At 72.3% G+C, this 21,225-nt stretch carries 20 protein-coding genes and 3 tRNA genes; 15 read left to right on the top strand and 8 right to left on the bottom strand.

The genetic code is table 11. The features are described 5' to 3' along the window. Window positions 1-46 precede the first annotated feature (46 nt). The 4 genes from ABZU74_RS04070 to ABZU74_RS04055 all read left to right on the top strand — a co-directional run bounded on the left by ABZU74_RS04070 (window position 47) and on the right by ABZU74_RS04055 (window position 1,517). A complete protein-coding gene (locus ABZU74_RS04070) occupies window positions 47-850 on the top strand; it encodes a fumarylacetoacetate hydrolase family protein (RefSeq protein WP_355418312.1) in 804 nt (267 codons plus the stop codon). 108 nt (window positions 851-958) lie between these two features. Continuing rightward, window positions 959-1,030, top strand: a tRNA-Gln gene (locus ABZU74_RS04065). A gap of 135 nt (window positions 1,031-1,165) precedes the next feature. Continuing rightward, window positions 1,166-1,238 (top strand) — tRNA-Glu (locus tag ABZU74_RS04060). 206 nt (window positions 1,239-1,444) lie between these two features. Further along, window positions 1,445-1,517, top strand: a tRNA-Glu gene (locus tag ABZU74_RS04055). Window positions 1,518-1,667: 150 nt separating this feature from the next. On the opposite strand, the gene ABZU74_RS04050 is transcribed toward ABZU74_RS04055, so the two are convergent. Then, a complete protein-coding gene (locus ABZU74_RS04050; RefSeq protein ID WP_007456408.1) occupies window positions 1,668-2,354 on the bottom strand; it encodes an IclR family transcriptional regulator in 687 nt (228 codons plus the stop codon). A gap of 49 nt (window positions 2,355-2,403) precedes the next feature. On the opposite strand from ABZU74_RS04050, the gene leuC reads away from it, so the two are divergent. The 4 genes from leuC to ABZU74_RS04030 all read left to right on the top strand — a co-directional run bounded on the left by leuC (window position 2,404) and on the right by ABZU74_RS04030 (window position 7,407). Next, complete coding sequence (leuC, locus tag ABZU74_RS04045) at window positions 2,404-3,849, top strand: 3-isopropylmalate dehydratase large subunit (protein ID WP_355418310.1); 1,446 nt, start codon at window positions 2,404-2,406, stop codon at window positions 3,847-3,849. 14 nt (window positions 3,850-3,863) lie between these two features. Then, window positions 3,864-4,451, top strand: a complete 588-nt coding sequence (gene leuD / locus ABZU74_RS04040) for a 3-isopropylmalate dehydratase small subunit (RefSeq protein WP_355005286.1) — start codon at window positions 3,864-3,866, stop codon at window positions 4,449-4,451. Window positions 4,452-4,623: 172 nt separating this feature from the next. Next, entirely contained in the window at window positions 4,624-5,301 is a 678-nt protein-coding gene (locus ABZU74_RS04035; RefSeq protein WP_355418308.1) for an HU family DNA-binding protein, read from the top strand. A 162-nt stretch (window positions 5,302-5,463) separates the two neighbouring features. Next, window positions 5,464-7,407 (top strand): endonuclease/exonuclease/phosphatase family protein, encoded by a 1,944-nt coding sequence (locus ABZU74_RS04030; RefSeq protein WP_355418306.1) that lies wholly within the window; start codon window positions 5,464-5,466, stop codon window positions 7,405-7,407. A 19-nt stretch (window positions 7,408-7,426) separates the two neighbouring features. Here the strand turns inward: ABZU74_RS04030 and ABZU74_RS04025 are convergent, their stop codons facing one another. From ABZU74_RS04025 to cofC, 5 genes are all read right to left on the bottom strand, one after another. Beyond that, window positions 7,427-8,305, bottom strand: coding sequence for an NUDIX hydrolase (locus ABZU74_RS04025; protein ID WP_355418304.1), 879 nt, complete (start codon window positions 8,303-8,305; stop codon window positions 7,427-7,429). Further along, window positions 8,293-9,813, bottom strand: a complete 1,521-nt coding sequence (locus tag ABZU74_RS04020) for a CYTH and CHAD domain-containing protein (RefSeq protein ID WP_355418302.1) — start codon at window positions 9,811-9,813, stop codon at window positions 8,293-8,295. The genes ABZU74_RS04025 and ABZU74_RS04020 overlap by 13 nt, the downstream gene beginning before the upstream one ends. A gap of 24 nt (window positions 9,814-9,837) precedes the next feature. After that, window positions 9,838-12,201 (bottom strand): RNA degradosome polyphosphate kinase, encoded by a 2,364-nt coding sequence (locus ABZU74_RS04015; RefSeq protein ID WP_355418300.1) that lies wholly within the window; start codon window positions 12,199-12,201, stop codon window positions 9,838-9,840. Between the two features lie 54 nt (window positions 12,202-12,255). Then, window positions 12,256-12,453 (bottom strand): cold-shock protein, encoded by a 198-nt coding sequence (locus tag ABZU74_RS04010; protein WP_355172353.1) that lies wholly within the window; start codon window positions 12,451-12,453, stop codon window positions 12,256-12,258. A 104-nt stretch (window positions 12,454-12,557) separates the two neighbouring features. Beyond that, complete coding sequence (cofC, locus tag ABZU74_RS04005; protein WP_355418298.1) at window positions 12,558-13,205, bottom strand: 2-phospho-L-lactate guanylyltransferase; 648 nt, start codon at window positions 13,203-13,205, stop codon at window positions 12,558-12,560. Window positions 13,206-13,332: 127 nt separating this feature from the next. Between cofC and ABZU74_RS04000 the strand changes: the two genes are divergently transcribed. The 5 genes from ABZU74_RS04000 (at window position 13,333) to ABZU74_RS03980 (ending at window position 18,321) form a co-directional block, all read left to right on the top strand. Continuing rightward, the gene (locus ABZU74_RS04000; RefSeq protein WP_355418296.1) at window positions 13,333-14,070 is read left to right on the top strand and encodes a lysophospholipid acyltransferase family protein; all 738 of its coding nucleotides are present in this window, start codon (window positions 13,333-13,335) and stop codon (window positions 14,068-14,070) included. Between the two features lie 76 nt (window positions 14,071-14,146). Beyond that, the gene (locus tag ABZU74_RS03995) at window positions 14,147-15,154 is read left to right on the top strand and encodes an NAD(P)H-dependent glycerol-3-phosphate dehydrogenase (protein ID WP_355418294.1); all 1,008 of its coding nucleotides are present in this window, start codon (window positions 14,147-14,149) and stop codon (window positions 15,152-15,154) included. A gap of 8 nt (window positions 15,155-15,162) precedes the next feature. Further along, a complete protein-coding gene (locus tag ABZU74_RS03990; RefSeq protein WP_355418292.1) occupies window positions 15,163-16,281 on the top strand; it encodes a cystathionine gamma-lyase in 1,119 nt (372 codons plus the stop codon). Window positions 16,282-16,289: 8 nt separating this feature from the next. Then, the gene (locus ABZU74_RS03985; RefSeq protein WP_355418290.1) at window positions 16,290-17,066 is read left to right on the top strand and encodes a putative protein N(5)-glutamine methyltransferase; all 777 of its coding nucleotides are present in this window, start codon (window positions 16,290-16,292) and stop codon (window positions 17,064-17,066) included. A gap of 205 nt (window positions 17,067-17,271) precedes the next feature. Then, window positions 17,272-18,321: an ROK family protein gene (locus tag ABZU74_RS03980; RefSeq protein WP_355418288.1), complete on the top strand. Its 1,050-nt coding sequence runs from the start codon at window positions 17,272-17,274 to the stop codon at window positions 18,319-18,321. 41 nt (window positions 18,322-18,362) lie between these two features. Here the strand turns inward: ABZU74_RS03980 and ABZU74_RS03975 are convergent, their stop codons facing one another. Beyond that, window positions 18,363-18,563: a DUF397 domain-containing protein gene (locus ABZU74_RS03975; protein ID WP_355418286.1), complete on the bottom strand. Its 201-nt coding sequence runs from the start codon at window positions 18,561-18,563 to the stop codon at window positions 18,363-18,365. Between the two features lie 5 nt (window positions 18,564-18,568). Next, window positions 18,569-19,414, bottom strand: coding sequence for a helix-turn-helix transcriptional regulator (locus ABZU74_RS03970; protein WP_355418284.1), 846 nt, complete (start codon window positions 19,412-19,414; stop codon window positions 18,569-18,571). A 278-nt stretch (window positions 19,415-19,692) separates the two neighbouring features. Here ABZU74_RS03970 and ABZU74_RS03965 point away from each other — a divergent pair, with 278 nt between their 5' ends. Further along, complete coding sequence (locus tag ABZU74_RS03965; protein ID WP_355418282.1) at window positions 19,693-19,911, top strand: hypothetical protein; 219 nt, start codon at window positions 19,693-19,695, stop codon at window positions 19,909-19,911. Between the two features lie 196 nt (window positions 19,912-20,107). After that, on the top strand, window positions 20,108-21,208 hold the full coding sequence (locus tag ABZU74_RS03960; RefSeq protein ID WP_355418280.1) for a D-alanine--D-alanine ligase family protein: 1,101 nt from the start codon (window positions 20,108-20,110) through the stop codon (window positions 21,206-21,208). Window positions 21,209-21,225: the final 17 nt, after the last annotated feature.

Genomic DNA, 21,225 nt, shown 5'->3' with positions numbered 1-21,225 from the left:
GGCCGGTCCTGGCCGGTGGGGGTGCCGGCGGGGCTAGATTGGCGGGGTGCGTATCGCTCGTTTTGCCCATGCCAAGGGAATGTCGTTCGGTGCCGTCGAAGGCGAACCGGAGGCCGGGCCGCAGGGCCTGACCATCGCCGAGATCGAGGGCCACCCGTTCGGCCAACTCTCCTTCAGTGGGGCCCGCTGGGCCCTCTCCGACGTCCGGCTGCTCTCGCCGATCCTGCCCAGCAAGGTGGTCTGCGTCGGTCGCAACTACGCCGACCACGCCGCCGAGCTCGGCAACGAGGTGCCCAAGGAGCCCATGCTCTTCCTCAAGCCGTCCACCTCGGTGATCGGCCCCCGGGACGCCATCCGACTGCCGATCTTCTCCAAGCAGGTCGAGCACGAGGCGGAGCTGGCGGTCGTGATCGGGGCGCCGGGCGCGCGCCGCGCCGACCGGGCCGCCGCCGAACGCGCCATCTTCGGCTACACCTGCGCCAACGACGTCACCGCTCGGGACCTGCAGCGTTCGGACGGGCAGTGGACCCGGGCCAAGGGTTTCGACTCGTTCTGCCCGATCGGCCCGTGGATCACCACCGGGCTGGACGTGTCCGACCTGGAGATCCGCTGTGAGGTGGGTCGCAACCCGGAGGAGATGGAGGTACGCCAACTCGGCCGGACGAAGGACATGGTCTTCGACGTGCCGGGTCTGGTGTCGTACATCTCGCACGTGATGACTCTGCTGCCCGGCGACGTCGTTCTCACCGGCACTCCGGCCGGGGTTAGCCCGCTTGTCGAGGGGGATACGGTCACCGTGCGGATCGACGGCATCGGCGAGCTCACCAACCCGGTGGTTCCCGTCGCCTGATCCGTCTGATGCCCCTGTTTCCACAGCTCACGGGTGGTTCGGGGGGATCGGATTTGGCCTGCCGGCACCGGGAGGGTAAAGTTCACTCCCGGCGCCGCAAGGGGCCAATGGGGTATGGGGTAATTGGCAGCCCGACTGATTCTGGTTCAGTTAGTCTAGGTTCGAGTCCTGGTACCCCAGCGCTGCTGGAATTCGCGAGAATTTCCAGACGCTGGATTCTGACGGAGTTCGACTCCGCCCCGAAGGGGCGGAGTCGGGTCTTCGGTAGAGTGCAGCTCCTCCGCCGGTGAGGTGGGGGAGCAAGTTGTTTGTTCTGGCCCCGTCGTCTAGTGGCCCAGGACGCCGCCCTCTCAAGGCGGTAGCGCCGGTTCGAATCCGGTCGGGGCTACATCGTGCACAGCCCGTCTCACCTGGTGAGGCGGGCTGTTTCGTGTCCGCCGCCGGTGCTGAGGCGGGCTGTTTCGTGTCTGCCGCCGGCCTCGTTCCGGTCCGCCGCCGGGCGCACGGGTGACCCCGCACCCCGCGCTCGCGCCCGGGTACGGTGCCGCTAGACTACAGTCGCACCGCCTGCGAGGGTGGTGAACGGAAAGTTCTGGCCCCGTCGTCTAGCGGCCCAGGACGCCGCCCTCTCAAGGCGGTAGCGCCGGTTCGAATCCGGTCGGGGCTACAACCAAAGGCTCATCTCGCTCCGCGAGATGAGCCTTTCTCGTCCCCCGCTCACCTCCTGTTGATCATGAAGTTGTTGTCACGAAACGCCGAGGTCGATGGCAATAACTTCATGATCAACGCGGGAAAGAGGGGGAGGGGCCGGGGGTGGTCAGAGGCCGGATAGGCGTTGGCCGGCTCTCACCACGGCCATGGCGTGGCGTTCGCCGGGGCGGCGACCCAGGCGCTCGATCGGGCCGGAGATGCTGACCGAGGCGATGACCCGGCCGGTGCGGTCGCGGATCGGGGCGGAGACGCTCGCCACACCGGCCTCCCGCTCTGCGACGCTCTGCGCCCAGCCACGACGGCGTACCTCGGCGAGGGTGCGGCCGGTGAACTTGCTGCGCGGCAGCAGCGGCATCACCGCCTCCGGCGGCTCCCAGGCGAGCAGGATCTGGGCCGCGGAGCCGGCCGTCATCGGCAGCACCGAGCCGACCGGAACGGTGTCCCGTAGGCCGCTGGCGCGCTCCGCCGCCGCCACGCAGATCCGCTCGTCGGCGCGGCGCAGGTAGAGCTGCGCGCTCTCACCTGTGGCGTCGCGCAGCGCGGCCAGCAGTGGCTCGGCGGCGGTCAGCAGAACGTCCGGTGCGGCGTTGGCCAACTCGCCCAGGCGGGGGCCGGGCCGCCATCTGCCCTGGGTGTCCCGCACCAGCATTCGGTGGATCTCCAGGGCCTGGGCCAGCCGATGTGCGGTGGCCCGGGGCAGCTTGGTGCGTTCAACGAGTTCGGCCAGGCTGGCGCCGTCCACGCAGGCGGCCAGGATGACCACCGCCTTGTCGAGAACGCCGACACCGCTCATACTGTGTCCCACAAGCCGAAACTTACCTCCCAGAATTTAGGATGTCCAGATGGTGGGAGTCACTCCTGAGCCGAGGACCCTGGCCGAGAAGGTCTGGGACGCGCACGTCGTACGGTCCGCCGCTGGTGAGCCGGACCTGCTCTTCATCGACCTGCACCTGCTGCACGAGGTGACCAGCCCGCAGGCGTTCGACGGGCTGCGGCTCGCCGGGCGCCGGGTGCGTCGTACCGACCTGACCCTCGCGACCGAGGACCACAACACCCCGACCGGGTACGCCGACCCGGCGTTCCGCCTCCGCCGTGGTGACCTGCTCACCATCGCGGACCCCACGTCGCGTACGCAGATCGAGACGTTGCGCCGCAACTGCGCCGAGTTCGGGGTGCGGCTGCACCCGCTCGGCGACGACAACCAGGGCATCGTGCACGTGATCGGCCCGCAGCTCGGTCTCACCCAGCCGGGCCTGACGATCGTCTGTGGTGACTCGCACACCGCCACCCACGGCGCCTTCGGCGCGCTCGCCTTCGGCATCGGCACCAGCGAGGTGGAGCACGTACTGGCCACCCAGACGCTGCCGCAGAGCCGGCCGAAGACGATGGCCGTGAACGTCACCGGCCGCCTCGCGCCCGGCGTCACCGCCAAGGATCTGGTGCTCGCGCTGATCACGCAGGTCGGCACGGGTGGGGGTCGCGGGCACATCGTCGAGTACCGCGGCGAGGCGATCCGCGCCCTCTCCATGGAGGGGCGAATGACCATCGCCAACATGTCCATCGAGTGGGGCGCCAAGGCCGGCATGATCGCGCCGGACGAGACCACCTTCGCGTACCTCAAGGGTCGACCGAACGCGCCGCAGGGCGCGGACTGGGACGCGGCGGTGGCGTGGTGGCGGACGCTGCCCACCGACGAGGGCGCGCGCTTCGACGCCGAGGTGACCCTGGACGCCAGCCAGATCACCCCGTTCGTCACCTGGGGCACCAACCCCGGGCAGGGCGCCCCGCTGAGCGCCCCGGTGCCGGACCCGGAGGAGTTCGTCACCGACTCGGAGCGCACCGCGGCCCGCCGGGCCCTGGAGTACATGGACCTGCGCCCCGGCACCCCGCTGCGGGAGCTGCCCATCGACGTGGTCTTCGTGGGCTCCTGCACCAACGGCCGCCTGGAGGACCTGCGGGCCGCCGCGGACGTGCTGCGTGGCCACCGGGTCGCCGAGGGCGTCCGGATGCTCGTGGTGCCCGGCTCCGCCGCCGTACGCGAGGCCGCCGAGGCCGAGGGGCTGGACAAGGTCTTCGCCGACGCCGGGGCCGAGTGGCGGTTCGCGGGCTGCTCCATGTGTCTGGGCATGAACCCCGACACGCTGAAGCCCGGCGAGCGCTCCGCCTCCACCTCGAACCGCAACTTCGAGGGCCGTCAGGGCCGGGGTGGGCGTACCCACCTGGTCTCGCCGCCGGTGGCCGCCGCCACCGCCGTGGTCGGCCGGCTGGCCGCCCCCGCCGACCTGTAGAAGGGATCGACGAGATGGACAAGTTCACCACCCACACAGGCACCGCCGTGCCGCTGCGCCGATCCAACGTGGACACCGATCAGATCATCCCCGCCGTGTACCTCAAGCGGGTGACCCGGACGGGCTTCGCCGACGGGCTGTTCAGCGCCTGGCGGGAAGATCCGGCATTCGTGCTCAACGATGAGAACTATTCCGGGGCGTCGATCCTCATCGCCGGCCCGGAGTTCGGCACCGGGTCCTCCCGGGAGCACGCGGTCTGGGCGCTACGGGACTGGGGCTTCCGCGCGGTGGTGGCCCCGCGCTTCGGTGACATCTTCCGCGGCAACGCCCTCAAGGAAGGTCTGTTGCCGGTCGAGTTGGAATTGAAAGCCGTCGAAGAGTTGTGGGACCTGGTCGAGGCGGATCCGACCACTCCGGTGACCGTCGACCTGACCGCCCGCCAGCTGCGGGCAGGGGATGCGAGCTGGTCGTTCCCGCTGGACGACTTCAGCCGTTGGCGCCTCCTGGAAGGCCTCGACGACATTGGACTCACCCTCCGCCACGCCGCCGACATCGACTCCTACGAGGCGCGCCGACTGCCGTTCCTGCCCTCCGTGGCATAGCCGTTAGGCCGCTCGCACAGCGGATTTCACCCCCATCGGGCCATCCGGTGGGGGTGAATCCGTTACGACACAAGGGCTTTTTTCTACCGAATGTTTGTGTCCCGGCAGCACAGGGCATACCGTGCGCGCAGAATGGCTCGCGACGAGTCAGTTGCACAATCGGGAGGAAGTCGTGAACAAGGCCGAGCTCATCGAGGCGCTCGCCGTTCGCCTGGGGGACCGGAAGATGGCGACGGCCGCGCTCGACGCGGTCCTCACCGAGGTCCAGGCGGCGGTCACCAAGGGCGAGAAGGTGGCGATCACCGGATTCGGAGCATTCGAAAAGCGTGTGCGTGGCGCGCGAACAGCGCGCAACCCGCGTACCGGCGAGGCGGTGAAGGTCAAGAAGACGTCAGTCCCGACCTTCCGCCCCGGCGCCGGGTTCAAGGAAATGGTGGCCAGCGGCAAGGTGCCCAAGGCCACGGTGGCGACGAAGAAGGCCACCACCAGCACCGCCACGGCCAAGGCGGCGGGCACGAAGGCGACCAAGGCGGCCACCGCGAAGGCGGCGGGCACCAAGGCGACAACGGCGAAGGCGGCCAGCAAGAAGACCGCCCCGGCCAAGGCGAGCAAGACCGCCACGGCGACCAAGACGGCCGCCAGCAAGAAGACCGCCCCGGCCAAGGCGAGCAAGAGCACCACGGCGACCAAGACGGCCGCCAGCAAGAAGACCACAGCGGCGAAGAAGACCACCGCCGCGACCCGGTCGACCGCTGCGAAGAAGACCACCGCGGCGGCGAGCAAGAGCACGGCGGCCAAGAAGGCGCCGGCGAAGAAGGCTCCGGCCAAGAAGGCGGCCAGCAAGCGCTGACCGACCCGTACCGCAAGGGCGTCCACCCGTGGGTGGGCGCCCTTTCGGCGTACCGGAACTGTCTTTCGGCGTACGGGGACCGTTGACCCGGTTGTCGCGCTCACGCAGAATCGCCGTGCCGGCCACCCCTGGGCCGGCCCGTCGACGGGAAATGGGGCGCCGGTGCGCTACCGCCAGCTCACCACCGGGACGCTCGCGCTGGGCGTGCTTCTCCTCATCGACGTGCTGCGGGTCTGGTTACCCGGCATCATCACCATCTTCGGTCAGGCGGCGTCCACCCCGGCCGAGCTGATGGGGGCGTTCGCCCTCGGCTGGTTCGTGCTCGCGATGGGCGCACCCGCCGTGGTCCGCCGAGTCGGAGCCCGCCCGGTCACCGTCGTCGCCGCTGTCGCGCTCGCCGTCGCCCGGCTCACCCTCACCGCCGCCCCGGGCGGGCGTCCGCAACTCTGGTTGGCCACCGCCGGGTTGCTCGCCGGGCTGGTCTGGCTGGTCGGCGTCGCCGCCGACACCGACCGTCCGGTCCCGGGGCTGGCGTTGGGGTTCGCTGTCAACGCGGCAGTGCACGCGGTGCTGGACACCGTCGACCTGGTCTGGCGGGGGGACTGGGTGGCCTGGCTGCTCAGCGCCGTCGCGGTGGCGGTGTTCCTGGTCGGCACGGCGCAACCCGGCCAGCGCGGCGGTGCAGGTAACGCCCCCGCTGACACCGCTGGCGCCCCCGCTGATGCCGCCGCCGGCCCCGGTGGTGCCCGGGCCTGGCTGCTGGCCGGGCCCGCGTTGCTGCTGGCCGGAATGGTGGCGCTCTCCCCGGCACTGACCCGGACCGGGATGTCGTACCTGGTCGCCGGGGACGGGGTGGCCCGTTCGCCGCTGTTCGGCCTGGCGCCGGTGCCGGTGGCGGTCGCCGGGTTCCTTGGCGCCGCGTTGACCCGGCCACCTCGCGGGTGGGGCCGGGCGTACGGACCGGTGGCGCTGCTCGCCGGCGCGGTGCTGTTCGCCCTCGACCGGGGCGACCTGCTCCTGCCCGCCATCCTGCTCGCATCTGTCGGCCTCGGCGCCTGCCTCGCCCTGACCGACGACACCAGCCACCCGGACAGCGACACCGCGAACGCCGGCACCGGCGCCTCCCGGCGGGGGTACGCGGTCACCGCCGGCATGCTCGTCTTCGCGCTGGGGTCCGTCGGGTACTACTCGGCCTACGATCTCGGCTATCCCAACGCGGCGGTGCCCGTGGTGGTGGCCGTGCTGGTCGCCGCCGTGGCGTTCACCGCCCGTCCCGTCGTCCAACGGCTTCCCGGGCCGTTTCCGCCGCTCCGGGCTGCCGCTTCGGTCACCGCGCTGGCCCTGCTGGCACCGGTCCTCGCCGACGAGGTGCCGGTGGCCAGCAACCGGGACGGCCCCCCGGCACGGTTGACGGTGGTGGCGTACAACATCCGGATGGGTTTCGGGCTGGACGGCCGGTTCGACCTGACCGGCCTCGCCGACGTCGTCGACCGGCAACGGCCCGACGTGGTGCTGCTCAGCGAGGTGGACCGGGCCTGGCTGCTCAACGGCGGGCACGACACCCTTGACCTGTTGGCCGACCGGCTCGGCATGCCTTACGTCTTCGGGCCGGCCGCCGACCCCGTCTGGGGTGACGCGGTGCTCAGCCGTTGGCCGGTAAGCGATCCGCGGACCCTGCCGCTGGCCGCCGTCGGCGCCCCCACCGGAGCGCAGGCCCTCGCCGTCACGCTGGACCTCGGCGACGGTGTCCGTACCGCAGTGGTCAGCACCCATCTGCAACCTCCACCCGGCAAGGGCCCGGTGGTCCAGGCCCGCGCGGTCGCCAACTTCGCCACCCGGTACGCGGCCGGTCGGCCGTTGGTGGTGGCGGGTGACCTGAACACCGAGCCGGGCGACGAGGCGTTCGCGGAGTTCTCCAACGCCGGCCTGGTCGACGCGTTGGCGGCCGCCCGACCGCTGGCGACCAGCCCGGCGGACGACCCGCGCCAGCAGATCGACCACATCTTCGTCTCGCCCGGCCTGACCCCCAGCGACCCGGTCGCGCCGCGCAGCACGGCCAGTGACCACCTGCCGGTCGCGGTCACAGTGACCCTGCCGCCCCGCTGACGAAGGCGAACGCGGCCCCCTACAGGCGATCTGTGGCCAGCAGCCGGTCGGCGGTGAAGGCGAGCAGCCAGCCGCCGCCCTTCGGCGTGGTGAAGTCCTCATCGGTGCGGCCGGTCAGCCGCTCCAGGGCACCCGGCAGGACCTTGCCCTGGCTGCACACCGCCGACTGCCCACCGGTGCCGGCCAGCTCCAGCAGCCGGGCGGCGGTGGCCAGGATCTGCTCGTCGCTCTGCTGGCCGGGTTGTGGCTCGTCCAGGTCGCCGCAGACCTCGATCGGCAGGTCGAGCAACGCGGCGGCCGGATCGAGCGTCTGCACGCACCGTCGCGGCGACGCCGACACCAGCCGGGCCGGTCGGATCAGGGCGATCAGCTCGGCCAGCGTGCTCGCCTGAGCCCACCCCTCGGCGTCCAGGGGGCGTCCGACGTCCGGGCCGGACCAGGTGGCCCGCTTACCGGCGTGGGCATGCCGGACCAGCGCGACCGTCGCGGTCACCGACGGCAGCGCGGCGAACGCCGCCAACACCTCGGCGTCGTGCGGGTAGCTGACCAACCGGATCGCGTCGTCCACCGCGAGCCAGCGGATGTCGTCCACCTCGGTGCCCGGTTGGAAACCGCCGCTGGCCACCGCGAGCATCGACCAGTAGTCGACCAGCTTGGGCTGCCCCTCGCTGCGGTACCGCGCCGACGGCAGCCGCACCTGCGGCACGCCCCGCACGTCGGCCTCCTCGGCCACCTCACGGACCGCCGCGGCCAGCGCGTGCTCGCCCGGCTCCAGCTTGCCCTTCGGCAGCGTCCAGTCGCCGTAGCGGGGGCGGTGCACCACGCAGACGCGTACGCCGTCGGCGGTCGGCCGCCAGGCCACCCCGCCGGCCGCCCGGATGCCCGTCACGGCAGCCAACTTGTCCGCCGTGGTCGGGTGGCCCGGTGCCAGGCGGCCGGGAGGAGACCCCGCGTCCGGCGTACCGACAGGCGTTCCCGCTCGGCCAGCCGCCCGGCGGTGACCGCCAGCTCATGGTCGTCCGGCCGCGCGGCGGCGATCTCCAGCCAGGTGTCCGCAGCCACCGCCGCGTCCTGGTGCTCGCCGAGCACATCCTGCACCCGGGCGAGGGCGCGGGACAGCCGGCGCGCGCCCTTGCCGACCGTCGGGGCCACCGCGTTGACCGCGTACCGGGCCTGCTTGCCCTCCTTGCGAACGGCGTGCCAGCGGTCGTCCGGCGACTGCGCGTCGAGCCCGTCGACGCCGTCCGGCCCGGTCAACCGCCGCCAGGGGCGTGCCACCAGCGCGGGTAGCGCCTGCGCGGCGGGCGCGGCCGCCCGGCGGGTGAGTCGGGGGGCGCGGGCGGCCAGCACCAGGGAATCCACCAGGGCCAGGTAACGCGCGGAGCGCAGCGTCTCGTCGATCCCGGTGAGCGCCTCCCGCTGCCGTTCGGCGAGCACCTCGTCGAGCCGGCCCACCGCGCCCCGGTCGAGCGGGCTCAACGGGTCGGCGTCGGCGGTGCGACGCAGCCGGTCGCGCAGCACCTCGGCGTCACGGGCAGCGCCGAGCACACCTGCCAACCAGCGCAGCTCGTCGCGCAGCGGCCGGGACCAGGTCTTGCGCAGCAACGGTTTGAAGGTGCGCAGATCACTGCGCAGGCGTCGACAGGCCACCCGCATCTGGTGCACTGCGGTGTCGCCACCGTCGGCCGGGGCGCGCAGCCGGACCAGCGGGTCGTGCGTCAACAGCCGGCGGATCTCCTTGCGGACCGCCTCGGTCACCACGTCACCGGAGGTCGGCTCGGCGGGCAGCCCGGCCGGCGCGACCAGGTCCGGATCGGCCTGCGCCGTCGCGCCCAGCGCCCGTACGTGCTTCGGCGTGAACGACCCGCCCTGGGCGCCACCCTCGCGCAGCACCCCACCGACCCGGTCCAGCAGCTTCCGGTCACCGGCCTTCAGCTCCACCTCCACCTCGCGGAACGTGTCGGTGGTGGCGCCGGCGTCGTCGAGCACTGTCACCCGGTCGTCCACCACCTCGGCGAGCACCGTGCCGGCCCGGTCACACACCTCGTACGCGTGCCGCACCGTCCGCACCACTGTCACCGGGGCCAGCGGCGCCCCCCGGTGCAGGACGGTGACCAGCTCCACCAGCTCCGGCGGCGGCTGCCCCTTCGGCCCGGGACGGGAGATCTCGTGCCGGACGCCCGGCGTCCCGGTCGGCAGTTTCACCGTCCAGGGCAGCTCGTCGCCCCGGCGGTGGCGCAGCGAGGCACCGGCCCGGGCCAGCCGCAGGTCCACCGTGTCGAGGTAGCGGGCGACAAGCGTCACCGGTGGCAGGGCCCGGACCCGACCGCCGGCCGGGGCCGTGCCGGCCAGGTCCGGCAGCACGTAGGCGTCGTCCACCTCGTACTTCTGCTCCTCCTCGACCATCAGCTCAGCCTATGCGCTGCGCGGTCAGCTGGCCGTGCCACCGACGCGGCGCAGCAGCAGTTCCTGCAGATGGGCGCGGGCGGCGTTGTCACCGCTGGTACGCCGGGTCCAGGTCCCGTCACCGGCCAGCTCGAACGCGTCCACTTCGGGGCTCATCGCGAGGGTGAGCACGTGGTCCAGTTCGGCGCGGGCGACCGGGTCGCTCACCTGCACCAGCGCCTCCACCCGACGGTCCAGGTTGCGGTGCATGAGGTCGGCCGAGCCCATCCAGAACTCGGCCTCGCCGTTGTTGCCGAACCGGAACACCCGGGAGTGTTCCAGGAACCGGCCGAGGATCGAGCGGACCCGGATGTTGTCCGACAGCCCCGGCACCCCCGGACGCAGCGTGCACATGCCCCGGATGAGCAGGTCGACGTGGACGCCGGCCTGCGAGGCGCGGTACAACGCGTCGGTCACCCCCTCGTCGACCAGGGAGTTGACCTTGAACTGGACCAGGCCGGGCATGCCCAGGCGGACGTGCGAGATCTCCCGCTCGATCCGCTCGATGAGGCCACTGCGGATGCCCTGCGGGGCGACCAGCAACCGCCGGTACGCGGTCTGCCGGCTGTAACCGGTGAGCACGTTGAACAGGTCGGTGAGGTCGGCGCCGATCTCCGGGTCGGCGGTGAGCATGCCGAAGTCCTCGTACAGTCGGGCCGTCTTCGGGTGGTAGTTGCCGGTGCCGATGTGGCAGTAGCGACGGATCTGGTTGCCCTCCTGCCGGACCACCAGCGCGGTCTTGCAGTGCGTCTTCAAACCGACCAGGCCGTACACCACGTGGCAGCCGGCGCGTTCCAGCGTGCGGGCCCAGCCGATGTTTGCCACCTCGTCGAAGCGGGCCTTCACCTCCACAAGCACCACCACCTGCTTGCCTGCGGCGGCCGCGTCGACGAGCGCGTCGACGATCGGGGAGTCGCCGCTGGTCCGGTAGAGGGTCTGCTTGATGGCCAGCACGTTCGGGTCGGCGGCGGCCTGCTCGATGAAGCGCTGCACGCTGGTGGCGAACGAGTGGTACGGGTGGTGCACCAGGATGTCCCCGTCGCGCAGGGTGGAGAAGACGCTGCGCGGCACCTCACCCTCGGCGAGCCGGGGATGGGTGGCCGGCACGAACGGCGGGTCCTTCAGGTCCGGCCGGTCCGCCTCGCCGTAGACCTGCCACAGCGCGGACAGGTCCAGCAGCCCGGGTACCCGCAGCACGTCCTGGTCGTCCATGTCCAGCTCCCGGACGAGCAGCTCCAACATGTGGTCGGAGATCGACGCGGCGACCTCCAGACGAACCGGGGGACCGAACCGTCGCCGGGCCAACTCCCGCTCCAGGGCCTGGAGCAGATCCTCGTCGCGGTCCTCGTCGACCTCCACCTCGGCGTTGCGGGTGACCCGGAACAGGTGGCACTCGACCACCTGCATGCCACTGAACAGCTGCCCCAGGTGCACCGAGATCAGGTCCTCCACCGGCAACATCCGCACACCCGGCTGGTCCCGGTCCACCCGCACGAAGCGGGGGACGTTGTTGGGCACCTTCACCCGGGCGAACAGCTCAGAACCGCCGTCCGGGTCACGAACCGCCACCGCCAGGTTCAGCGACCGACCCGAGATGTACGGGAACGGGTGCGCCGGGTCCACAGCGAGCGGGGTCAGCACCGGGAAGATGTGCTCCCGGAAGTAGGTGCGCAGCCGCTCCCGCTCGCCGTCGCCCAGCTCACCCCAGCGCAGGATCCGGATGCCCTCGTCGGCGAGCTTGGGCAGCACGTCGTCGACGAAGCAGGCGGCGTGCCGGGCGCCCAGGGCGCCGGTCCGTTCGGCGATCAGCTCCAACTGGGTACGCAGCGGCAGCCGGTCCCCGCCGCGCACCGGCAGGCCGGCGGAGAGCCGCCGCTTCAGCCCGGCGATGCGCACCATGTAGAACTCGTCGAGGTTGCTCGCGAAGATGGCCAGGAACTTGGCCCGTTCCAGCAGCGGGGTGCGCTGGTCCTCGGCCAGGGTGAGCACCCGGGCGTTGAAGTCGAGCCAGGACAGCTCCCGGTTGAGGAACCGGTCCTCCGGCAGCGGCGGGGCCGCCGGGGGCTCGTCGTCGTCCGCCTGCCCGGCGCCGGTCGGCAGGTCGCCCGGCAGGACCTGGTGGACGTCACCGGCGGCCGGGCCGTCCGTGTCGATCCTCGGCGCGGGGTCGAGGACCTCGTCCAGTCCGGAGGACGCGGCGCCGGGATCGTCGGCGAGCGTGTCGGCGCGGGCGGCGCCGGCGCGTTCGGCGCGGGACGGGCGGAAGCGCCCATCGGTGCCGCGCGCGCGGGAGCCGTTGCGGAGGTCGGTGGCGGGCGGGCTGGCGGGTTGTTCGCGAGGGGTGCTCACCCGCTCATAATCACCTGATTACGGTAAACGCAAAATGAACTTGGGCTCGCCGACTCAGATCATCGTCGGCAATGTCACCCGGACAACCTCGCCGTCGGGATCGGTGTCGATGTGGACCCGCTGGCCGAGCCGGAGAAGCCGCAGCCCGGAGGCGTCGAAGGCCCGGGCGGGGAAGCGCATCTCGGTGCCGTCGTCGAGCAGCAGGACACCGCTGCGTGTCGCCGCGTCGTAGCTGGCCACCGTGCCCTGCATGCTGGCACCGTACACCCGGGGGTTCAGCCGGTGGCGCGGCCCGGGCAGGCTCAGCCCGTGGCGCGGGTCAGGCGGGGTCAGCCCTCAACGCGGGCCAGGCGGGGTCAGCCGGCGGCACGGGCGGCGCGACCGGCGGCCACCAGGGCGGCCGTGCGCGGCCCCAGCCCGAGCCGCGCGGCGGCGGCCAGGTCCGCGGCGGTGTCCACGTCCCGGCGCAGGCTGGGCCAGTCGCCGTCGAGCGGCAGCGCCCCGCTCGCCGCGTGCGCGACCGCCGAGCCCACCCCGAAGCGCGGGTCCAGCGGCACGCCCGGCCCGGCGGTGAGCAGCACAGTGCCACCGCCGGGTGCGTCCGGCAGGAACCGGCGTACCCCCGGTCGGCCGTTCTGCGCCGCGAGCAACGCGCCGGCCAGCTCGGCCGGGCGCAGCGCCGGCACGTCCGCGGTGATCCCGGCCACCCACCCGGCGACGGCCCCGGCCGCCCCGTGCCGGAACGCGGCGTTCAGCCCGGCGTCCGGCTCGTCCGGCAGCACCCGAGCGCCGGCGGCCCGCGCCGCCGCCGCCACCCGGACGTCGTCGGTCACCACCAGGGCCTCGGCGACCGCCGGGCAGGCCAGCACCGCGCGGAGCGTGTCGGCCGCCAGGGCCAGCGCCAACTCCTCATGCGGTACGCCGGGCAGCGCGCCCCGCAGCCGGCTCTTGGCCACGGCGAGCCGCTTCACCGGCACCACCACGGCCCACCTCGGCTGACTCACGTCCGCAATCCTGCCAGCCGGACGACGGGCCCCTCGCTGGCCGTACCGGGGGCGAGCAGGCATGATTTCCGCTGCGGGTGTCGCGGGCGGGATTTCGCGGCGGGGTTGGGCGCGATGAGGAGGCACAGTGGCACGGCGGAGGCTGGGGTTCTGGCAACGGTTCGCCGTGGGGCTGGTGAAGCCGGTGATGACCGTCTGGACCCGGCGTACCTGGCGTGGTCAGGAGCATCTCCACCGCGACGGCGGAATGATCATCGTGGCGAACCACATCTCCCACGCCGACCCGCTGGTGTCCGCACACTTCATCTACGACTCCGGGCGCTGGCCGCAGTACCTGGGCAAGGCCAGCGTGTTCCGGGTGCCGTTGGTCGGCTGGATCCTGCACCGGTGCCGGCAGATCCCGGTCGAGCGGGGCAGCGTGGACGCTGTCCGCTCGCTGGACGCGCTGGTCGCCGCGCTCGACGAGGGCGGCGCGGTGGTGATCTACCCTGAGGGCACCACCACGCGACAGCCGGAGCTCTGGCCGATGAAGGCCAAGACCGGTGCGGCCCGGCTGGCCCTGGCCACCGGCGCCCCGGTCGTACCGGTGGTGATGTGGGGGCCAGAACGGATCTTCGACCCGCGGACGGCACGTGTCAGCCTGCGCCCCCGGATTCCGGTGACAGTTGCCGCCGGAGAGCCGATCGACCTGAGCCGGTGGGCGGACGCCCAGCCGACCCGGGCCACCCTCGAGGAGATGACGGACACCATCATGTTGCGGCTGCGGGACATGCTCGCCGAGATCCGTGGCGGTACCCCGCCGCCACTGTGGGAGCGACCGGCCCGGTCCTCCGTCGGCCGCGAGCAGCGGGACGAGGCGGCATGAGCGAGCGGAGCGAGCGAATCGTCGGGCTCGGCAGCGGTGCCGGCCAGGCCGCCGCGAAGCGAAGCGGAGCGGTGGCATGAGTGGTCACGTGGCGGTGCTCGGTGCCGGTTCCTGGGGCACCGCGTTCGCCAAAATCCTCGCGGACGCGGGGCGGGACGTGACGGTGTGGGCCCGTCGGGCGCCGGTCGCCGAGTGCATCCGGGCCGAGCGCCGCAATCCGGAGTACCTGCCCGACCTGCTGTTGCCGGCCCGCGTCACCGCCACCGCCGACGCCGCCGAGGCGATCACCGGCGCCGAGGTGGTGGTGCTGGCCGTGCCGTCACAGACCCTGCGCGGCAACCTCGCCGCATGGGCCGGGCACCTGCACCCGGATTCCACACTGGTGTCGCTGATGAAGGGCATCGAGCTGGGCACCACCAAGCGGATGAGCGAGGTCATCGTGGAGACCGCCGGGGTCGCCGCGGACCGGGTGGTCGTCGTGTCCGGCCCGAACCTGGCCCCGGAGATCGCCGCCGAGCAGCCCGCCGCGACGGTGGTCGCCGGAACGAACAGCGCCCGCGCCACGCTCGTCCAGTCGTCGATCCGGACGCCGTACCTGCGCCCCTACACGAACGACGACGTGATCGGCTGTGAGCTGGGCGGGGCGGTCAAGAACGTGATCGCCCTGTCGTACGGCATCGCCACCGCGATGGGTTTCGGCGACAACACCCGGGCCATGCTGATGACCCGTGGGCTGGCCGAGACGGCCCGGCTGGGCGTGGCGCTCGGTGCGGACCCGATCACCTTCGCCGGCCTCGCCGGAATGGGCGACCTGGTTGCCTCCTGCTCGTCCCCGCTGGCCCGCAACCGCACCTTTGGGGAGCATCTGGGGCGGGGCGAGACGCTGGAACAGGCCCAGGCCGCCACCCGGCAGACCGCCGAGGGCGTGAAGAGTTGCCTGGCGATCCGCGACCTGGCCCGGGCGCACGGCGTGGAGATGCCGATCACCGAGCACGTCGAGCGGATCTGCCACGAGGGGATGGACCCGCGCCTCGCCGTGGAGACCCTGATGAGCCGCACCGCCAAACCCGAGTCGTACGAGTGAGGAACCCGATGAACGAGTGGGGAGACGGCACCCGCTGCGTACGCGCTGGCCTGCCCGAGCCGGCACCGGGGGACCCGTTCCTGCCCGGGCCGGTCTTCGCCGCGCCGTACCACCTCGACCCGTTCGAGGGTCAGGGCACGTCACCGAACGGCTACGGCCGCCCCGACAACCCGACCCGGCGGTTGCTGGAGGCGGCGGTGGGCGAGTTGGAGGGCGGCGACTGCCGGGTCTTCGCGACCGGTCAGGCGGCCATCACCGGCCTGCTGCTCACCCTGCTGCGGCCGGGGGACACCGTGGTGCTCCCCACCGACGGATACTTCCCGGTCCGGGCGTTCGCCACATCTGTGCTGGAGGCCATCGGCGTCCGGGTGCTCTTCGTGCCGACCGTCGGGCCGTACCCGTCGTTCGAGGGCGTCCGGCTGGTGCTGGTGGAGACGCCCGCCAATCCGGGCCTGGACGTCGTCGACGTGGCTGCTCTGGCCGACCGGGCGCACGCGGCCGGCGCGCTGCTCGCTGTCGACAACACCACGGCCACCCCGCTCGGTCAGCGCCCACTGGATCTCGGTGCCGACCTGGTGGTCGCCTCCGGCACGAAGGCGCTCACCGGCCACTCCGACCTGCTGCTGGGCTATCTGGCCAGCCGGTCCGCCGACCTCATCGACGCGGTGACGACCTGGCGTACGACCACCGGGGCGGTTCCGGGCGCGTTCGACGCCTGGCTGGCTCACCGGTCACTGGCCACTCTCGACCTGCGGCTGGCGCGGCAGAGCGCGAACGCCGCCGCGGTCGTCGACCTGCTCGCCGGCCGCTCGGACGTGACCGGCCTGCGGTGGCCGGGGCGGCCGGACGACCCCGCGTACCCGGTGGCCTCGGCGCAGATGCGTCGGATCCCCGGGGTGCTCTCGTTCGACCTGGGCGACGCCGACCGGGTGGGCCGATTCGTCGAGGCCGCCCGGCTGGTGGCGGCGGCGACCTCCTTCGGTGGCCTGCACACCACGGCGGACCGCCGGGCGCAGTGGGGCGACGACACCGCGCCCGGCTTCGTCCGGCTCTCCTGTGGTGCGGAGGACACCGCGGACCTGGTGGCCGACATCGCCGCCGCGTTGGACGCCGCAGGACCGGTCTGAGGTCCCCGGTGGAATCGTCCGGCCGTGCCGCCCTGGTGAGCCGGCTGCGGGCCGCCGGTTGCGTCTACGCCGAGGACGAGGCCGAACTGCTGCTGGCCGCCGCGCAGAGTCCGGCGGCGTTGGCCGACCTGACCGACCGCCGGGTGGCCGGTGAACCGTTGGAGTACCTGCTCGGCTGGGCGGAGTTCTGCGGCCTGCGGATCGCCGTCGACGAGGGCGTCTTCGTGCCGCGGGCCCGGACCGCCCTGCTGGTCGAGGTGGCGGCTGAGCTGACCGGCGCGGCGCCGGCCGTGGTCGACCTCTGCTGCGGCTCCGGGGCGACCACTGTCGCGTTGGCGTACCGGCTGGCACCGCGTTGGCTGGCCGCCGCCGACATCGACCCGGCGGCCGTGGCGTGCGCGCGGCGCAACGTCGTCGGGCTGGACGCCGAGGTGTACGAGGGTGACCTCTTCGCGCCGCTGCCCCGCCAGTGGCGGGGTCGGTTGGACCTGGTGGTCGCCAACGCCCCGTACGTGCCGACCGACGCGGTCGCGCTGATGCCGCCGGAGGCGCGACTGCACGAGGCCCCGGTGGCGCTCGACGGCGGCCCGGACGGGCTTTCGGTGCTGCGCCGGGTGGGTGCCGACGCGGCCGGTTGGCTCGCCCCCGGCGGCCACCTGGTGGTCGAGGCCGGCACCACCCAGGTCGACACACTCTGCGATGCGTTCAGCGCGGCCGGCCTGGTACCAACAGTGCGCCACGACGAAGACCTGGACGCCACAGCGGTGTTCGCCCGCCGTCCCTGACCCGAGTCGATCATGGAGTTGTGGTGCCCGGTAAGCGCCATAACGAGTATTTCATCCTCCACCACAACTCCTTGATCGACGGTGGCGGACTGCCGAGCGGCTTGGTGCACGGCCGGCTGAGGGTGCTCGGGCCGCCTAGGCGTGGCGGGGGAGAGGGCTTGGCACTAGCCTCGGCTCACAGTCACGACGGCGGGAGGTGGTTTCGGTGGGCAGCGCAGGGGTGCCGGTGGTCGTCGGGCTGGACAACGGCGGCACCAGCAACAACGCCACCGTGCTGACGGTGGACGGCCGCTTCCTGGTGGACGGGCTGTTGGAGATCCCCAGCGAGGTGCGGTCCGGGCCGGAGGCGGCGATCGAGGCGTTGGCCCGGGCGCTGGACGGTGCCCTGGCCCAGACCGGCGTGCCGCGTGACCTGGTCCAGGCGGTCGGGCTGGACACGCCCGGCCCGGCCAGCGCAGCGGGCGTCATCTCGTCGCGGGGGTCCACCAACTTCTCCCAGCCGGCCTGGCGCGGCTTCGACGTGCGAGGGGCGCTGGAGCGACGGCTCGGCCTGCCGGTGATTTATCACAACGACGGCAACGCGGCCGCGCTGTACGCCCACCACGTCCATTTCGGCGCCGACGCGATGAACCGCTCGTCGGTGTCCGCGATCGTCGGCACCGGTCTCGGTGGTGGTGTGGTCGAGAGCGGTCGGGTGATCGCCGGTGCGGCCGGGATGGCGGGGGAGTTGGGCCACGTGCACATCCCGCTGAGCGGGCTGCTCGGCCCGGGCCAGCCGGAACCCACCTGCGCCTGCGGTTTCACCGGCGACGTCGAGAGCGTCGCGTCGCTGACCGGCATCGAACGCAACCTGCTGCCGTACTGGCTGACCCGGTACCCCGACCATCCGCTCGCGGCCGAGCCGGTGGCACGGGCGGCCAAGTTGGTCCGGGGGTACGGCGAGCGCGAGGACGCTCTCGCGCGCGACCTCTTCGCCCAGCAGGCGATGGCATTGGGGCGGCTGTTCACCGTCGCCGCGAACTTCACCGACCCGCACGCGTACTTCGTCGGCGGTGGGGTGGTGGAGGCGGCACCGGAGTTCCGCGACTGGTTCCTGGCGACGGTTCGGGAGCACACCATGCTGCGTGAGGAGCAGGCGGCGGTGGCCACCTTCGCGTTGGTGCCGGACCGGGACATGGCAGGTGCCCGAGGCGTCGCGATCGCCGCGCTGGAGGCGCTACGCGCCGTTCCGGAGCCCCGCCCGCTGGTTGCCTGAGCCGGCGCGGGCCACGACCCGCGCCGGCTCGGCACCTCAGGTCAGCGCTGGGGCGGCGCCTGGGCGAAGGCGGCCCAGGCCGCCGGTGGGAACAGCAGGGCCGGGCCGGCCGGGTCCTTCGAGTCGCGGACGGCCACGAGCTGCGGGATCGTGGCCACCTCCACGCAGGCGCCTTCGTCGCCGCTGCGGCTGCTCTTGCGCCACGTCGCCGCGGCCAAGGCCGCTGTGATCATCGGGGTCATCGGTCCTACCGTCCCTTCAGGACTGACAGGAGCATCTCGCGGCTGTCCGCCGGGCTGAGCGCCACGCTTCGGAGATGCTCCATGATCTTGGTGCAGGTACGCGTCTCACCGGCGCGGTCGAGGATCATCTGACCCGCGACGGTCTCCACCGACGCGATGATCGGGTCCTCCGGGTCGGCGAACTCGAGAATGTGCAGGGAACCCCGGGTGCCTCGGTGGTAGCCGGCGGAGAGCGGGATCACCTGGACGCTGATGTTCGGCAGCTCGGCCATCTTGACCAGGTGCCGGAGTTGCCCGTTCATCACCGACTGCTCGCCGACCGGGCGTAGCAGCGCGCCCTCGTCGATGATCGCGTCGAGAATGGGCGGCTGGTCGGCGGTGAGCCGTTGTTGTCGGTCAAGCCGGATCTTGACCCGTTGTTCCACCAGGTCGTCGCCGAGGGTGTGCGGCCCGCCGCGCATCACGCCACGGACGTAGTCCGCGGTCTGCAGGAGGCCGGGCACCACCGAGGGCTCGAAGTTGGCGATGGCGGTCGCCTCGGCCTCCAGCGCGATGAAGTCGATGGTGCGGGGATCCAGCAGGTAGGAGTACGACACCCACCAGCCCGGCTTGCGGGCGTCCTTGGCGAGCTGCACCGCCGCGGCCACCTCCTCGGCGCCCACCCCGTACGAGGTGAGCAGGGCGCGCACAGTGGCCGGGCTGATCAGGGTCTGGGCGTTCTCGTACCGGGAGAGGGTGCTGCGGGTGCTGTTGATCTCATCCGCCGCGGTCTCCAGCGTCAGCCCGGCGGCTTCCCGGTGGTGGCGCAGGGCGATGCCGAGCCGGCGGGCACGGGCGGTCTTCGGAGCCATGCATCGATGGTCGCACACATTTGCGGGAACGTCTGCATGAGAGAACGTCGATGAGAGTTGCATTCACGGCTGTACACGTGTCAATCTGTTATGGCGTCCTCACCGCCGGTTGTCGTGGCGACGGTGGTGGTGAGCGACCGGAGGGGATGGGGCGCGCGGCGATCGGGTTTCTCCCCCGTACCCGATCGTCGCGTGCCGCCCCGCCATCCCGGCCCGCCGGAAGGAGACGACGTGCGAACCCGCCCGGAGCCCCCCGCCGTACCCTCGGGCGGCACGCGATGACCCGCTTCCTCGTCGTGCTCACCGACGTGCGCCCGGTCGAGGACGTCAACCGCAACGAGCGGGTCGCGCCGGAACGGCGCCGGCAGGTCGTCGGTGCCAGCAGCCGGGAGGCCGCCGACCGCATCGCCGGAGCGTTCATGGCGCTGGGCATGGTGCGGGCCGGCCGGCAGCGGGTGAAGGTGATCGCGGTCGGCCGCCGGCACTCCCGGGATTGAGCAGGCCCAGGTCAGCGGCCCGCGAGTGCCGCTACCGTCCGATCACGCACCGTATATCCTCTGATGACCGATTGCCGTGTCGCGCCGTGGCTCGCCGGGTATCGCCTCGCCCCGTGGCCACGCACAGTAAGGTCAACCGGGTGAGCGCCACCGGCGAGCACGACCAGCCGCAGTCGCGTACGAAGAGGTGACCGGAGTGACCACCCCAGGCAAGACCCGCGTGGCGATCGTCTTCGGCGGCCGCAGCCCGGAGCACGGCATCTCCTGCGTCAGCGCCGGCAGCGTGTTCGGCGCACTCGACCCGGACGAGTTCGAGGTGGTGCCGGTGGGCATCACCCGGGCCGGCCAGTGGGTGCTGACCAACGGAGACCCTGCCCAGCTCGCGATCAACGCCCGTCAGCTGCCGGAGATCACCGCCGACTCCGGCGACGACATCGTGCTGCGCGCCGACCCCACCGGCAACGGGCTGATGGTGCTCGATCCGACCGAGGGTCCCCGGGCGCTGGCCGACGTGGATGTGGTCTTCCCGGTCCTGCACGGCACGTACGGCGAGGACGGCACCATCCAGGGAATGCTGGAGATGGCCGGCATCCCCTACGTCGGGGCGAACGTGTTCGCCTCCGCGGCCGCCATGGACAAGGAGTTCACCAAGAAGCTCTGCGCCGTCGAGGGCATCCCGGTTGGCACGTACGCCGTGCTGCGCAACGGCATGACGCTCAGCGAGCAGGACAAGGAGCGGCTCGGCCTGCCCGTCTTCGTCAAGCCGTCCCGGGCCGGGTCGTCGTTCGGCGTCAGCAAGGTCACCGACTGGGCGCAGCTGGACGCGGCGGTCGCCGCCGCCCGGCAGTTCGACCCGAAGGTCATCATCGAGGCCGCGATCGTCGGCCGCGAGATCGAGTGCGGTGTGCTGGAGGGCGAGGCCGGTGGCGCGCCCGAGGCGTCCGTGCTGGCCGAGGTGCGGGTCGTCGCCGACCACGACTTCTACGACTTCGAGGCGAAGTACCTCGACGACTCCTGCGAGTACGACATTCCGGCCAACCTGCCGGAGAAGGTGACCCGCCAGGTGCAGGAGTACGCGGTCCGCGCGTTCACCGCGTTGGACTGCGCGGGTCTGGCCCGGGCCGACTTCTTCGTCACACCCGAGCTGGACGTCTACCTCAACGAGATCAACACGATGCCCGGCTTCACCCCGACGTCGATGTTCCCGCGGATGTGGGCGGCCTCCGGCCTGGAGTACCCGAAGCTGGTCAACCGGCTGATCCGTACCGCCCAGCGGCGCGGCGTCGGCCTGCACTGAGCCGTCCGGCCCGGCCC

The sequence above is a fragment of the Micromonospora sp. NPDC005171 genome, from assembly GCF_040608575.1.
Classification (GTDB): domain Bacteria; phylum Actinomycetota; class Actinomycetes; order Mycobacteriales; family Micromonosporaceae; genus Micromonospora.
Note: the sequence above shows the minus strand (reverse complement) of the source record. Positions and strands in the feature narration are given on the sequence as shown.

What these genes read in the sequence shown, in the direction of transcription:
- ABZU74_RS04050 (WP_007456408.1), bottom strand. Translation starts at nt 2,354, where the DNA reads ATGAGCGGTGTCGGCGTTCTCGACAAGGCGGTGGTCATCCTGGCCGCC.
- ABZU74_RS04010 (WP_355172353.1), bottom strand. Translation starts at nt 12,453, where the DNA reads ATGCAGGGCACGGTGGCCAGCTACGACGCGGCGACACGCAGCGGTGTC.
- ABZU74_RS04020 (WP_355418302.1), bottom strand. Translation starts at nt 9,813, where the DNA reads ATGGTCGAGGAGGAGCAGAAGTACGAGGTGGACGACGCCTACGTGCTG.
- leuC (WP_355418310.1), top strand. Translation starts at nt 2,404, where the DNA reads ATGGTGGGAGTCACTCCTGAGCCGAGGACCCTGGCCGAGAAGGTCTGG.
- ABZU74_RS03965 (WP_355418282.1), top strand. Translation starts at nt 19,693, where the DNA reads ATGACCCGCTTCCTCGTCGTGCTCACCGACGTGCGCCCGGTCGAGGAC.
- ABZU74_RS03970 (WP_355418284.1), bottom strand. Translation starts at nt 19,414, where the DNA reads ATGGCTCCGAAGACCGCCCGTGCCCGCCGGCTCGGCATCGCCCTGCGC.
- leuD (WP_355005286.1), top strand. Translation starts at nt 3,864, where the DNA reads ATGGACAAGTTCACCACCCACACAGGCACCGCCGTGCCGCTGCGCCGA.
- ABZU74_RS03995 (WP_355418294.1), top strand. Translation starts at nt 14,147, where the DNA reads ATGAGTGGTCACGTGGCGGTGCTCGGTGCCGGTTCCTGGGGCACCGCG.
- ABZU74_RS03990 (WP_355418292.1), top strand. Translation starts at nt 15,163, where the DNA reads ATGAACGAGTGGGGAGACGGCACCCGCTGCGTACGCGCTGGCCTGCCC.
- ABZU74_RS03975 (WP_355418286.1), bottom strand. Translation starts at nt 18,563, where the DNA reads ATGACCCCGATGATCACAGCGGCCTTGGCCGCGGCGACGTGGCGCAAG.